Source organism: Micromonospora sp. RB23, from assembly GCF_053585025.1.
Map to the genome: position 1 here is coordinate 5,047,359 of NZ_CM132111.1, position 12,779 is coordinate 5,060,137.

General features: G+C 73.9%; 10 protein-coding genes. 4 read left to right on the forward strand and 6 right to left on the reverse strand.

Features of this window, described 5'->3' with window-relative positions; translation table 11 throughout:
• The first annotated feature begins 42 nt into the window (after positions 1-42).
• Positions 43-705, forward strand: coding sequence for a YceI family protein (locus ACTFTM_RS22865; protein ID WP_449562522.1), 663 nt, complete (start codon positions 43-45; stop codon positions 703-705).
• 9 nt (positions 706-714) lie between these two features.
• Here ACTFTM_RS22865 and ACTFTM_RS22870 read toward each other — a convergent pair whose 3' ends face one another.
• The 3 genes from ACTFTM_RS22870 to ACTFTM_RS22880 form a co-directional block, all read right to left on the reverse strand.
• On the reverse strand, positions 715-1,599 hold the full coding sequence (locus tag ACTFTM_RS22870; RefSeq protein WP_449562523.1) for an acyl-CoA thioesterase: 885 nt from the start codon (positions 1,597-1,599) through the stop codon (positions 715-717).
• Positions 1,596-3,044 carry a pyruvate kinase gene (pyk, locus tag ACTFTM_RS22875; protein ID WP_449562524.1) on the reverse strand — a complete coding sequence of 483 codons (1,449 nt, stop codon included), beginning with the start codon at positions 3,042-3,044 and terminating at the stop codon, positions 1,596-1,598. Before pyk ends, ACTFTM_RS22870 begins: the two co-directional genes overlap by 4 nt.
• Before the next feature lie 370 nt (positions 3,045-3,414).
• Positions 3,415-3,780 carry a YciI family protein gene (locus ACTFTM_RS22880; protein WP_449562525.1) on the reverse strand — a complete coding sequence of 122 codons (366 nt, stop codon included), beginning with the start codon at positions 3,778-3,780 and terminating at the stop codon, positions 3,415-3,417.
• A gap of 225 nt (positions 3,781-4,005) precedes the next feature.
• Here ACTFTM_RS22880 and ACTFTM_RS22885 point away from each other — a divergent pair, with 225 nt between their 5' ends.
• Together ACTFTM_RS22885 and ACTFTM_RS22890 are read left to right on the forward strand one after the other, a co-directional pair.
• Positions 4,006-4,320: a hypothetical protein gene (locus tag ACTFTM_RS22885; protein ID WP_449562526.1), complete on the forward strand. Its 315-nt coding sequence runs from the start codon at positions 4,006-4,008 to the stop codon at positions 4,318-4,320.
• Positions 4,317-4,775 carry a hypothetical protein gene (locus ACTFTM_RS22890; protein WP_449562527.1) on the forward strand — a complete coding sequence of 153 codons (459 nt, stop codon included), beginning with the start codon at positions 4,317-4,319 and terminating at the stop codon, positions 4,773-4,775. The genes ACTFTM_RS22885 and ACTFTM_RS22890 overlap by 4 nt, the downstream gene beginning before the upstream one ends.
• Before the next feature lie 75 nt (positions 4,776-4,850).
• On the opposite strand, the gene ACTFTM_RS22895 is transcribed toward ACTFTM_RS22890, so the two are convergent.
• Positions 4,851-8,882, reverse strand: coding sequence for a CHAT domain-containing protein (locus tag ACTFTM_RS22895; RefSeq protein ID WP_449562528.1), 4,032 nt, complete (start codon positions 8,880-8,882; stop codon positions 4,851-4,853).
• Between the two features lie 216 nt (positions 8,883-9,098).
• Here ACTFTM_RS22895 and ACTFTM_RS22900 point away from each other — a divergent pair, with 216 nt between their 5' ends.
• Complete coding sequence (locus ACTFTM_RS22900; protein ID WP_449562529.1) at positions 9,099-9,971, forward strand: aldo/keto reductase; 873 nt, start codon at positions 9,099-9,101, stop codon at positions 9,969-9,971.
• A gap of 25 nt (positions 9,972-9,996) precedes the next feature.
• Here the strand turns inward: ACTFTM_RS22900 and ACTFTM_RS22905 are convergent, their stop codons facing one another.
• Both ACTFTM_RS22905 and ACTFTM_RS22910 read right to left on the reverse strand, forming a co-directional pair.
• The gene (locus tag ACTFTM_RS22905) at positions 9,997-10,416 is read right to left on the reverse strand and encodes an effector-associated constant component EACC1 (RefSeq protein WP_449562530.1); all 420 of its coding nucleotides are present in this window, start codon (positions 10,414-10,416) and stop codon (positions 9,997-9,999) included.
• Positions 10,417-10,430: 14 nt separating this feature from the next.
• Positions 10,431-12,653, reverse strand: a complete 2,223-nt coding sequence (locus ACTFTM_RS22910) for a M48 family metalloprotease (RefSeq protein ID WP_449562531.1) — start codon at positions 12,651-12,653, stop codon at positions 10,431-10,433.
• Positions 12,654-12,779: the final 126 nt, after the last annotated feature.

Sequence of the window (12,779 nt, forward strand, 5' to 3'; positions counted from 1 at the left end):
GCTCGGGCCGGACATAGACAAACCCCGGGGGAAGGCAACACGATGACCGATGTCGCCACACGCACCTGGGATGGCATGACCATCCCGATCGCTGGCACCTACCGCCTCGATCAGGCGCACAAGCGGATCGGTTTCCTGTCCCGTCACATGATGGTGAGCCCCGTGCGCGGCGAGTTCGCGGAGGCGACCGCGGAGATCACGGTCGCGGAGGATCCGCTGCGCTCCGGCGTGACCGCCACCATCATGGCGGCGAGCATCTCCACCGGGAGCGCCGACCGGGACACCCACCTGAAAAGCGCCGACTTCCTCGATGTGGAGCGTTATCCCACTCTCGAATATCGAAGCACGGGCATCACCTGGCAGAGCAACGACGACCCGATTTTCTACTGGGCACGACTGCGCAGCAACAGACTCGGTGGACGAGGCAGAAGTCACAATCCTCCACCGCAAGCCGAGCCCAATCGATTTGTGCTCGCCGGCGAGTTGACGGTGAAGGGGATCACCCGCGCGGTGAACCTGCAGGTGAATTTCGGCGGCGCCCGCCAGGATCCGTACGGTCAGAACATCTTCGGATTCAGCGCGACCGCCGAGATCAACCGGGAGGACTACGGCCTGCTCTGGAATGTCGCGTTGGAGAGCGGCGGCGTGCTCGTCGGTAAGACCGTGCAGATCGAGATCGCCGGCGAGGCCATCCACCAGGCGTGAGCGGTCCGGTCAGGCGCCGACGCGGCGCAGCAAACCCTCCTGCACGGCGCTGGCGATCTGGCGGCCGTCCGTGGTGAATATCCGGCCGGTCGCCAGCCCGCGTGCGCCGGACGCCGACGGGCTCCAGCAGTCGTAGAGGAACCACTCGTCCGCGCGGAACGGCCGGTGGAACCAGAGCGCGTGGTCCAGGCTCGCGCCGACCACGCCGCCCGGCCCCCACACCTCGCCGTGCACGGAGAGCACCGAGTCCAGCAGGGTGAGGTCCGAGGCGTAGGTGAGGGCGCACGCGTGCAGCAGCGGGTCGTCGGGCAACTTGCCGTCGATGCGCATCCAGACCCGCTGGTGCGGGTCGGCCGGCCGGTCGCCGGGGCGGACCCAGCCGGGCTCCCCCAGGTAGCGCACGTCGATGGGCCGGGGGATCTGGCCCCAGATGCCCAGGCGCTCCGGGTAGCGGGAGAGCCGGTCGGACATCGTCGGCACGTCCTGCGGCGGCGGCACGTCCAGCGGGGCGGGGGCCTGGTGGTCCAGCCCCTCCTCGGCCCGCTGGAACGACGCCGACATGAAGAAGATCGGCCTGTCGTGCTGGAGGGCTACCGCGCGGCGCACCGAGAACGACCGGCCGTCGCGGATGTTCTCCACCTGGTACTCGATCGGCTCGGCGGGGTCGCCGGGGCGGACGAAGTAGCCGTGCAGCGAGTGCACGAACCGCTCCGGGTCCACCGTGCGGCCGGCGGCGACCAGGGCCTGACCGGCAACCTGGCCGCCGTACACCCGTTGTGGGCCGACCGGAGGGCTCATCCCCCGGAAGGTCATCTCCCCGGTCGGGTCGAGGTCCAGCACCTCCAGCAGCTGGTCGACCGCTGCCTGGCCGACCGCGACCCGACCGTCGCTCACTGCAGCGCCCGCGCCGACGCGGCGTCGACCAGCGATCCGAGCTGGTGTACGCGCAGCGTGTTGGTCGAGCCGGGGGTGCCGGGCGGGCTGCCCGCCACGATCACCACGTAGTCGCCGGGGTTGGCCCGGTCGAGGCCGAGCAGCGCCTGGTCGACCTGGCGGAACATGTCGTCGGTGTGCTGCACGAACGGCATGAGGAAGGTCTCGACGCCCCAGGTGAGGGCGAGCTGGTCGCGCACCTCGGGAACCGGCGTGAAGGCGAGCAGCGGCAGGTCGCAGTGCAGGCGGGACAGCCGCCGCACGGTGTCGCCGGTCTGCGAGAACGCGACGAGCGCCTTGGCGTTGATGGCCCGGGCGATGGACGAGGCGGCGACGGTGAGCGCGCCACCGTGCGTACGCGGGTCGTGCTGCAACCGCGGCACGCCGATCGAACCCGCCTCGGTGGTCGTCACGATCTTGGCCATGGTGCTGACGGTGAGCACCGGGTACTTACCGACGCTCGTCTCGCCGGACAGCATGACCGCGTCCGCGCCGTCGAGCACCGCGTTGGCGACGTCGGACGCCTCCGCCCGGGTGGGGCGGGAGTTTTCGATCATGGAGTCGAGCATCTGGGTGGCCACGATGACCGGCTTGGCGTTCTCCCGGCACAGCTGCACGGCGCGCTTCTGGACCAGCGGGACCTCGTCCAGCGGCATCTCGACACCGAGGTCGCCACGGGCGACCATCACGCCGTCGAAGGCCAGCACGATGGCCTCGAGGTGCTCCACGGCCTCCGGCTTCTCGACCTTGGCTAGCACCGGACGGAAGACGCCCTCCTCGGCCATGATGTTGTGGACGAGCTTGATGTCCTCGGCCGAGCGCACGAAGGAGAGCGCCACCAGGTCGACACCGAGGCCCAGGGAGAAGCGCAGGTCCTCGGCGTCCTTGTCCGACATGGCGGGCACGCTGACCGCCACGTTCGGCAGCGAGACACCCTTGTTGTTGGAGACCGGGCCGCCCTCGGTGACCAGGCAGCGGATGTCGTTTCCGGTGACGTCGGTGACCTCGACGGCGACCCGACCGTCGTCGATCAGTAGCCGGTCGCCGGGCTTCACCTCGTGCGGCAGCTTGGTGTAGGTGCAGGAAACCCGCTCCTTGGTGCCGAGGATGTCGTCGCCGGTGATCACGACCGAGTCACCGGTGCGCCACTCGTGCGGGCCGTCGGCGAACTTGCCGAGCCGGATCTTGGGGCCCTGAAGGTCGGCGAGGACGGCGACGGGCTTGCCGGCCGCCTCGGACGCCTCCCGGACCAGTCGGTAGACGGCCTCGTGGTCGGCGTGGCTGCCGTGGCTGAAGTTGAGCCTCGCCACGTTCATACCGGCCTCGACGAGGCCCCGGATGCGCTCCGGTGACGAGGTGGCGGGACCAAGAGTGCAGACGATCTTCGCGCGGCGTGTCACGCCCATCAGGCTAGTCTCTCCTTCGGGTCGGACTCGGGGCCGACCCCTTGCAGGCAGCGGAACAGATGTCCAACGACGCGTGGCACGCGTCGGGCCGGCGGGCGTAAGCGCACCGGAACGTTGTGGCGACGGGCAACGGCGACCGCGCGCCGGGAATCGTACGCCTCCGCGCCGAGCCGGTGTCGGGCCGCTCCCGGCGACGGCCCTCTCCGACGCCCCGGGGACGGGCCGAGCGGGCACGCCGGTGAGCAGGTCACCCGGGTCGTGGGCCGTTCGGCCGGACGCGGACGAGGGCTTTCCGCCGTACGCGCGACCGTAACACCGGCGCCGGCCCCGACGCCGTCAACGGCACGACACCCGTCGTACGGCCCGACGCTCAGCTACCGGCCTTGACCAGCGGAAACTCCAGCGAGCCGGCCGGGCAGAGGAAGGTCAACACGTCCACCCGGTAGAGGCCGGCCTGCACCGCCGGGTCGGCCTCCAGCACGCTGCGCACGTCCTCGACGCTGCCGGTGCGGGCCAGCCCGAAGCCGATCGGCGGCTCCGGCGTACGGGCCGGGCCGTCCACCGAGCCGGCGACCAGGATGATCCGGCTGCGCTGCAGCGCCTGCATGTGCTCAGCGTGCTCGGCCTGCAACCGCTGCACGGTCTCCGGGGGCAGGGCCCGTCCGGCCGCACCGGGATAGATCACGATGCACTCGTACGTGTCGAGTGCGAAGTCGACCTGCGGCGCTCCCGCCATGGCGCTCCCTTTCGCCGTCGCCGGCACGCACCGGGCCGGCCGCCCGAGCCGGCGTCACCGGCACGCGCCCAGCCTCGCACGCCGAGCGGGGCGGCACCCGGCGCTCCGCGCAACTCCCCCGGGTCGGTCGCCGGAACGGACGGCACGCGGACGGTCACGTGGGCGTACCCGGGTGTGGTCACCGGCTACGGTGGACGGTCCAGGTGTCGGTGGCGGGAGGTCGGGATGAGTGACGACGGGCCGACGCCGAGCCCACTGCCGTACGCCGAGGTGACCGACGAGGCGTACGCCACGCGGGCCGCGGCGGACTTCCGGGCCGAGGAGTTCGAGTTCGCGGTGGTGCTGAGCGGGCGCTGTCCCCGGTGCGGTCACGCGAGCGCCACCACCCTCGTCGACGAGGTCTACCGCAAGGACGCCGCGACCCCCGATGAGGGCTACCGGACGCTGCTGTGCGAGTGCGAGGTCGAGCACCCGGGGTGTCCCGCCGGGCTGCGGGGCTGCGGGGCGTACTGGACGCTGTGGCTGGAGGTCGAGGCATGATCCGCCTCCGCCCCGGCCCGCCCGCGACCGTGGCCGACCTGCGCCGCGCGCAGCAACTCGCCGGACTGCTGCGCGGCGAGCTGGAGCGCGTACGTGCGGCGGCGGTGGCCTGGCGCAACGGTCTGGGTGGACTGCTGGTGGCGCTCGTCGGGTTCAGCCTGATCCGGGGCCGCTCCGACGTGACCACGCTCGCGGCCGGTTGGGGCGCGCTGGTCGGGTTGCTGCTGCTCGCCGCGTTGGCCGCGGGCGTGGCCGGAGCGCTGGCGCTGCTGCGCGCGGCACACGGCCGGCTGACGGTGACTCCCGTGGCGGCCCTCCCACCGGCTCCGCTCGGTGACCATCAGGAGGCCGCGGCGGCGGTCCGGTCCCTGCGCATCGGGGTGGGGCTGGTGCTGCTGTGCACGACGCTGCTGGTCGCGGCCGTCGGTGTGACCTGGTACGCCCCCGGCCGCTGATCCCCCGCCGTCGGTGTGACCTGGTACGCCCCCGGCCGCTGATCCCCCGCCGTCGGCGTCAGCGGCAGGCGCCGGTCAGGGGCCCAGGTGGGCGTAGCCGGCCCAGGTGTCCGGGTGGTCGGGCAGGGCGGCGCGCAGGCGGCGGACCGCCGCGTGCAGGGCCACGGCCGCGCGATCGGCCTCGATCCCCCCGTCGACCGCCAGCCCGTCGTACAGGTCGGCGCAGAGCCGGACCGTCAGCGCGTCCGAGATGGACCACAGCGCGCCGATGACGTGCCGGAAGCCGGCCAGTTGGAAGGCCGTGCCGAGGGTGAGCGCCTCGTCGGGCAGGGTCGCCCCACCGAGTACCGTCTCGCAGGCGGAGAGGACGGCCAACGCGGCCGGGCGTCCCGCCGGCCGCCACAGGTCGCGGACGCTCAGCGCGCCGCCCGCCAGCTCGAGGCGTCCCCGGTTCGGGGCGCGCAGGTCCTGCGTACCGTGGCAGGACAGGTGCGCGACGGGCTGCTCGGGCAGGGCGTCGAGCACCGTCGTCGGGCTGGCCTCCGGGCCGATGAGCGAACGCACCCGGCCGAGGTGCCGCCGGACGATCTCCTCCTCGCGCGCGACGCCGGGCAGGTCGGCCAGGCCGGCGGTCTGCGGCATGCCGACGAACAGCGCCGCGTCGACCGGCCCGGAAGGTGTCGGGCCGCCCCGGCGGGCGTGCGTCAGCGCCCGCAGCGAGGCGGTGTAGGACGGCGTCACCCGATCGAGCACCCCGTCGCCGCCGCCGGCCGGGCCGGCCGCGTGCAGCGGCAGCAGGGTGAGCACGCCCGTCGGGCACCACCACAGCCGGGGCCAACCGCCGACCGGCGGCTCGGCGTCGGTGGCCGGCTGGGTGGGCAGAGCCACGTCGAGTACGGGTACGGCGACGACGCGCCACAGCCAGTCCAGGGTCTGGGTGACCTCGGCGCGGGCCACCGCGTGCCGACGCCGCACCTGCGGTGGGGGGACGTCCGCTGCCGGGCGCGTGGTGAGCGTCGCGATCGCGGTCAGGAAGTTCGCCGTACGGACGACCAGATCGGCGAGGGTCAACTCCGGCAGCGGCGCCACGGTGACCCGACCGTCGGCGACGACCAGCGCGTCGCAGCGCCGCGCGGCGACGTTGACCAGCACCACCGGACCCCCGGCAGCGGCCCGGGCCAGTTCGTCGAAGGGCGGTGGACGGAGGAAGTCGGCGAAGCCGGGCCGGTCGCGGATCTCGGCCAGGAGGTGACGGCGGCGGGTGGCGAGGTCGTACCGCTGCTCCGGCGTCGCTCCCGTGCCGGAGGTCGCCATCCCACCGCCGCCCCACGCGACCGGCGGCACCGGCCCGGCCGGCGACGGCGACGGCGACGGCGACGGCGACGGGAAGTCGTCGAGGGCGGCCTGGAGGTCGGCGAGGCGGTCGGCGAGGCGGGGCGCCTGCGCGCGGAGCGCGGCCAGGTCCGCGCCCGCGTCGTGGGCGCGGGTGAGCAGGACTCCCCGCCCGTATTCGAGCAGCTCGACCGCACGCTCCGGGCGGTCCAGGGCGATGGCGACCGCCGCGGCGTCGCTGGCCAGCCCGGGGAAGCGGGCGAGCAGGCGGGTCTGGTCGTCGGGGTCCATGCCGTGCCAGGCCACCAGGTCGATCAGCTCGATGGCGGTGGTATACCCGTCGAGCGCGGCCGGCAGGTCGCCCGCCCGGGCGGCGTGGGACGCGTACCGGCTGGCGGCTGTCGCCCGCAGCAGCGACGGCGCGGACTCGACATCGGCGGCGGCGCGCAGCGCGGCGGTCGCCTCGGCCAACGCGCCGGAGTCACCCGCGCCGGTCTCGGCGACCCGCTCCAGGGCGGTGGCCAGGTTGCTCAGGCACATGGTGCGGGCGGGATGCTCGGGGCTCAGCTCGTCGACCGCGCCCCGGTAGGCGGCCAGCATGGCGGTGGCGTCTGCGTCGGCGTGGCCGGCCTGGTGGCGCAGCAGGAGAGCGTTGCCGAGGTTGGTGAGGATCCGGTGCCGGTCCGCGTCGGCCGACGGCCGCCGGCTCAGCCGATCGAGCTGCCGGACCGCCTCGTCCAGCGCCGGCAGGTCGCCGTTGAGGCGATGCCGCAGCAGGTGGGCCAGCGCGTGGGTGCCGACCGTCTGGGCGTACTCGGTGGGGTCGGCCTCCTGTTCGGCCAGCTCGGCGGCCTCGCGCAGGGCGGCCACGGCGGTGTCGGAGTCCTCGGCGACGCCGGCCGCGACCTCGTCGGCGGTCCGGCCGTCGACGGGCAGCGCGCCGTCGAGGAAGAGCTCGACCCGGCGGTTCAGCGCGGAGCCGTGGTTGGTCAGCGCCGGCAGGCGGTCCGGGTGCCCGGGCGGCGTCGTGTCGGTCACCTGGGCCAGCACCTGGATCGCCTCGGTCAGGGTCGCCAGGTCCTGGGTCGAGGCGAACAGCGCCTGGAGCACCAGGCCCAGGTTCGAGCGGTAGCGGGGCAGGGACGCGTCATCCGGCGCCGCGGCGGCCACGGCCGAGCGCAGGGCGACCGCGGCCGGCTCCAGCAGCGCCGGCTCGCCGGCCAGGTCGGAGAGTTGGCGCAGGGTTTCGCCGAGGTTGTTGAGCACGTGCGGTCGCAGCGGGTCGGTACGGGGCAGCAGCCGTTCCGCCTCAATCAGCGCGTCGCGGCCGGCGCGCAGCGCGCTCAACCCGCCGAGGTCGGCGTGGCCCAGGGCGAGCGCGTGGCCGAGGTCGGCGAGCCGACGCGCCCGCTGGACCGGGTCCCGGGCGGCGGCCACCCCGGCGCGCAGCACCCGTACCGCCTCGGTGACGTCGTCGGCCCGTCGCCGCAGCTCGTACCGGCTCACCAGCAGACCGGCCGCGACGTGGCGCAGGTCGTCGCCGTCCGTCCCGTCGGGCGTCGGCCCGGACCCGTCGGCGGCCCGGTACGCGTCGATCGCCCCGTCGAGGTCGGTCGGGTCGGCGGTGGTGTGGTGCCGCTCGGCGAGCAGGGTGGCGAGCCCGAACCGGGCGGTGCCGGCGAGGTCCGGGGCGAGCCCACCGAACCCGGACAACGCCGACCGGTACGCCTCGATGGCGGCGTCCCGGTCGGCGGGCGTCCGGTCGCGCGTGAACCGCTCGGCGAGCGCGGCGCCGTGCAGCGCGGCGACCCGGGGATCGGCGCTGTCCCGGGCCGCGGCGAAGGCGTCGACGGCCTCGTCGAGGTCACGTGGCCGCCGGTGCAGCCGCCACCGGTCGCGCAGCCGTTGGCCGAGGTTCATCCGCGCCATCGCGCGCACCGGTGTGCCCGGCGCGGCGGCCCGGACCGCGTCCCGCAGCGCGGTGATCGCCTCGTCCAGCGCGGCCGGGTCACGGTCGACCTCGTACGTGTCGCCCAGGACGTTGCCGAGGTTGAACAGCCTCACGGGCCGGTCCGGGTCGCCGGCACCGGTGGCCTCCAGGCTCTCCCGGTGCGCCTCGACGGCCGCCGCCAGGGCCCGACGACGGCCGAGATGCTGGAACTGGTCGCGGTGCACCTTGCCGAGGGCCGACAGGTAGTGCAGTCGCTCCGGCGCGCCGGCGGGCGTGGCGGCCAGCGCCTGTCGCAGCAGCGCCTCGGCCTGGTCGGCCGCCCGGTAGTCACGGTTGGTCTCGGCGGCGGCCATCAGGAGGACGGCCTCGACGTACCGGGCGTTCGCCGTGCCGTCGCGGGCGGCGCCGGCGGGGCGGACGGGTCGCGCCTGCGATGACGTGCCCGCATCGCCGGGGACGTGTCGGGCCGACCTCCCGGAGGTGCGGCGGGCCGGTTCCCCCGGGGCGGGCCGGGAGCGCAGCAGCTCCCGCAGCGGCGGTGGCACCCGATCCGGCGCGACGCGCAGCAGGAACTCGGTGAGCCGCAGCGCCTGGTCGAGGTCGTCGGCGTCCTCGCCCGACGGCAGTAGCTGGTAGCGGTACCAGTGCAGGCTGGCCAGGAGGGACATGCCCTCGGCGACCCGCTCGGGCAGCGGCCCGTCCGTGGGCGTGGCCGTCACCAGGTCGACGACGGCCTCGGCGTCGTGGATCGCACCGGAGTCGAGGACCGCCCGCCGGTCGCCGGTGGCCCCGAAGCGGTCCAGCCGCTCCCGCAACCGACCCACGGGATCGGGTCTGAACCGTCGCCACATCGTGCCTCCCCCGGCCGGCCGCGCCGACCAGGATCAGGCGTAGCAGACCGGACACGGAGAGCGCTAGGGCGTGTCCCGTTACACAATCGGGCGGGGGGCGGCATGACGGGCGGATCCCGGGGGACGATCACCAGTTGGCGGAGTGTCGACCTGTCCCCGCCACAGGGCACGACGATGAAGGATGGGCGTATGGCGACCGACATCAGTAAGCAGCCCGCGAAGGCGTCCGGCACGTACCGGATCGGCGGCGACGTCACGGTCAACCGCCTCGGCTACGGAGCGATGCAGATCACCGGCCCCGGCGTGTGGGGCGATCCGAAGGACCCGGCCGAGGCGGTACGCGTGCTGCGCCGGGCGATCGAGCTGGGCGTGACGTTCATCGACACCGCCGACTCGTACGGGCCGTTCGTGTCCGAGCTGCTGATCCGCGAGGCTCTGCACCCGTACGCCGACGACCTGGTCATCGCGACCAAGGCCGGGTTCACCCGGGCCGGGCCGGGCGACTGGCGGGTGGTGGGTCGGCCGGAGTACCTGCGCCAGCAGTGCGAGCTGAGCCTGCGTCACCTGGGCCTGGACAGCATCCCGCTGTACCAGCTGCACCGCATCGACCCGCAGGTCCCGCTCGCCGACCAGCTCGGCGAGCTGGCGCTGCTGCGGCAGGAGGGCAAGATCCGGCACATCGGGCTGTCCGAGGTCAGCGTGGAGCAGATCGAGCAGGCGCGGGCGATCACCGAGATCGTCTCGGTGCAGAACCTGTACAACCTCGCCAACCGCAGCGCCGAGGACGTCCTGGACTACTGCGAGCGCAACGACATGGCGTTCATCCCGTGGTACCCGATCGCCACCGGGGAGCTGGCCCGGCCGGGCGGCCCACTGGACGCGATCTCCAACGCGCACGGCGCGACGCCCGCGCAGCTCGCGTTGGCCTGGTTGCTGCGTCGGTCGCCGGTGATGCTGCCGATCCCGGGCACGTCGTCGGTGGCGCACCTGGAGGAGAACGTGGGGGCCGCCGACGTACGGCTCACCGACGACGAGTTCGAGGCGCTGGCCAAGGCGAGCTGACCGCGCCGGCCCGGACGTCGTGGACTCAGTCGGCGGCGTCCGGGCCGATCTCGCGGGCGGCACGCAGCGCCTCGGTGGCCTGGGCGGCGCGCAGCGCCTCGGTGGCCTGGGCCAGCAGGCGGGCCGAGTCCGTGCGCCCACTGACCTGCAACTCCACCTCGGTGTCCCCGGACTGGATCCGGATGCTCGCCTCCGTGCGCTGCTGGTCCACCCAGGACTGCAACAGGTTGAACAGCCCCGGCAGCAGCCCCTGGGCCAGCACCGCGATGATCACGGCGTCGCTGAAGCCGGGCCGTCCCCCGCCACCGCCGGCCGCCCGGACCACCGGCCGGTACTCCGGCCGCCGATGGATCCAGGTCAGCAGGTCGACCGCCGCGGGCTGCCGTTGCCGGGGGTTGATGGTCAGCCGTACGGGCAGCCGGGCAGCGGCGTCGCTGTCGGTCACGGTGGGTCTCCCGGTCAGTCGGAGGCGGGTTGGAAGGTGACGGTGTCACCGTCGGCGGTGGCGACACCCGCGACGGTCAGCGCGCTGTCGTCGCTGAACGGTGAGCTGGTGCCGAAGTACGTGGTGGTGCCGCTGACCTGCACCCGGCCCTGACCCTCCAGCGGCGTGGACACCTGGGCGGTGCTCGGGCCGGTCAGCTCGACGGCGACCTTCGGGTACTCCAGGATCTTCCAGGTGATCTTCTGCGCCGACCCGCCGTAGTAGCGGAACGGGCAGCCCGGCGGGGCGGCGACCGTCTGCTTGGCGCACTCGTCCAACCAGGCGCGTACCCGGGTCTGGACGGCCTCGACCGCCGTCGGCTTGAGCACGGGCGCCAGTTCCAGGATCGCCGAGCCCTCCCCCGGGCCGACCAGCAGGGTCTGGGTGGGCGTCTCGCTCAGCGCGCTGGACGGGCCGGTCGCCGTGTAGAGGCCGGGCAGCAGCACCGGCGGCGGACCCTCGGTGGCGACGGGCAGCTCCACCCCGTTGAGGCGTACGCCCGGCTCGGCGATCGACGAGTTGAGCGTTATCGGCCCACCGGCCAGACGCCAGCCGTGGAACAGGCCGGCGGTGGTCTCGTCCTCGCGGCGCAGGGTGAGGGTGGCCGTCTGCCGCGTGTCGGCGAGCCGGTACGCCACCGTGGCGGTGGCCGTGTCGTCGGCACGCTGCACCGAGGTGACCTCGACGTCGGTCGGTGGTTGGTAACCCTTGCCGCCCAGCAGCTGGGCGAGCAGCTTGTGGTCGGTGCCGTCGCCGGAGTCGGCGAGGTGGTCGAGCGCGGCCTCGCTGTCCCGATCGGCGAGGGCGGAGAAGAATCCGTCGACCGTCGCCTGGGGGCGGAAGAACGCCCACTGCACCACGCTCAACCCGCTCGCGCCGAGGCAGGCGACGAGGGCGAGAACGCCGACCAGCAGCCAGGTGCGGCGGGTACCGACCGGGCCGCTGTGGCCGAACAGCCGCTCGGCGGTGACGGCCGCGGCGGCGTCGGCGGGTACCCCGGCGTGGGCGGCCGCGCCCGCCTCCGACGCCCGCTCCAGCGCGTCGAGCCGCAGCTCGTGCGGCGGGTGCGTGGCGCAGACCGCCTCGTCCCAGCCGCTGCGTCCGCTCTCGAAGGAGAGCCGCCGCTCCAGGATGCGCCGCAGCCCGTCGACGTGCCCGGTCAGCACCGCGCCGAGGTCGGCCCGGTACTCGGCGGCCCGGACGTCGCGGGCGTGCAGGGGCAGCACCACGTACCGCATGGTGAGCAGCACCGGCCAGAAGAACAGGAACACCACGAAGTTGGTGGCCGGGTGCGGGAACGTCCGCATCAGCCAGGTGGGCAGGGCGTGGGTGAGGGTCAGCGGCAGGCCGACGCCGCGGACGAAGGCACTGGTGATCTCGTCCCCGGTACGCCAGTGCACCAGCTCGTGGCTGAGCAGCGCCGCGACCTCGTCGTCCGGCTCGGTGAGCACGGCGGTGGTGACCACCACGTGCCGGGCGTACGTGCGGGCGTTGCTCAGGACCGGGTCGTCCTCCATGAGCAGCCGCGGCACGTTCGGCAGGCCGAGTCGTCGCGCGCAGTCGTCCAGCAGGGGACGCAGTCGCGCGTTCTCCCGGCGGCTGGGCTGGCGCGCGCCGGACACCACCAGCAGGCTCGGTTCGAGCAGCACCCGGTACAGCGTGTAGACGACGCCGATCAGCGCTGCCGCGACGACCGTGCCGACCAGGCCGGTGAGCAGTGCGAGAGGCTCGTCCGCGACGGGCAGCCAGGGCAGCACCAGCACCGAGATGAAGCCGGCGAGGAAACCGACCGCGAAGCCGGCCACGCCACCCAGCACTCCGCCGGAGCGGCTGAGGAACGCGTCCAGCAGTGAGCCGATCAGCGGCGTGTCGCGTAGCGCGGTGGGGATCTGGTCGTCCATGCCGGTGCCGCCGGCGAAGAGGCCGACGGCGGCGAAGCTGAGACCGCCCCAGAACGCCAGGAGCAGCGCGATCGGCAGGTAGAACCAGGTGGCGACGAACGCGCCGAGCACGCCCCGCCAGTCCCGCAGGATTCCGGCGCGCAGCCAGACCAGGGCGTTCGGGTAACCCGGTGGCCGGTCGGCGAACCCGCCGGTGGGCGGCGGGATGTCGGCGGCCGGGGGTTCGGCGGCCCGGACGTCGAGCTGCGGCACTGTCGGCGGCGTGCTCTCCGGTGGCACACGCTGCGGCTCGGTCATGCCCACTGCTCCCTCTCGACGGACCACGTGCACACCGTCCGGAGTGGACGGCCGGAGCAGGCTATCGAGGTCGTCTGATGTCTGCCACACCCTTTCCCGGGATCGTCACGCACCCGACAGTCGCCG

Coding starts and splice junctions, on each gene's coding strand:
- ACTFTM_RS22865 (WP_449562522.1), top strand. CDS start 43: ATGACCGATGTCGCCACACGCACCTGGGATGGCATGACCATCCCGATC.
- pyk (WP_449562524.1), bottom strand. CDS start 3,044: ATGGGCGTGACACGCCGCGCGAAGATCGTCTGCACTCTTGGTCCCGCC.
- ACTFTM_RS22880 (WP_449562525.1), bottom strand. CDS start 3,780: ATGGCGGGAGCGCCGCAGGTCGACTTCGCACTCGACACGTACGAGTGC.
- ACTFTM_RS22885 (WP_449562526.1), top strand. CDS start 4,006: ATGAGTGACGACGGGCCGACGCCGAGCCCACTGCCGTACGCCGAGGTG.
- ACTFTM_RS22890 (WP_449562527.1), top strand. CDS start 4,317: ATGATCCGCCTCCGCCCCGGCCCGCCCGCGACCGTGGCCGACCTGCGC.
- ACTFTM_RS22900 (WP_449562529.1), top strand. CDS start 9,099: ATGGCGACCGACATCAGTAAGCAGCCCGCGAAGGCGTCCGGCACGTAC.
- ACTFTM_RS22910 (WP_449562531.1), bottom strand. CDS start 12,653: ATGACCGAGCCGCAGCGTGTGCCACCGGAGAGCACGCCGCCGACAGTG.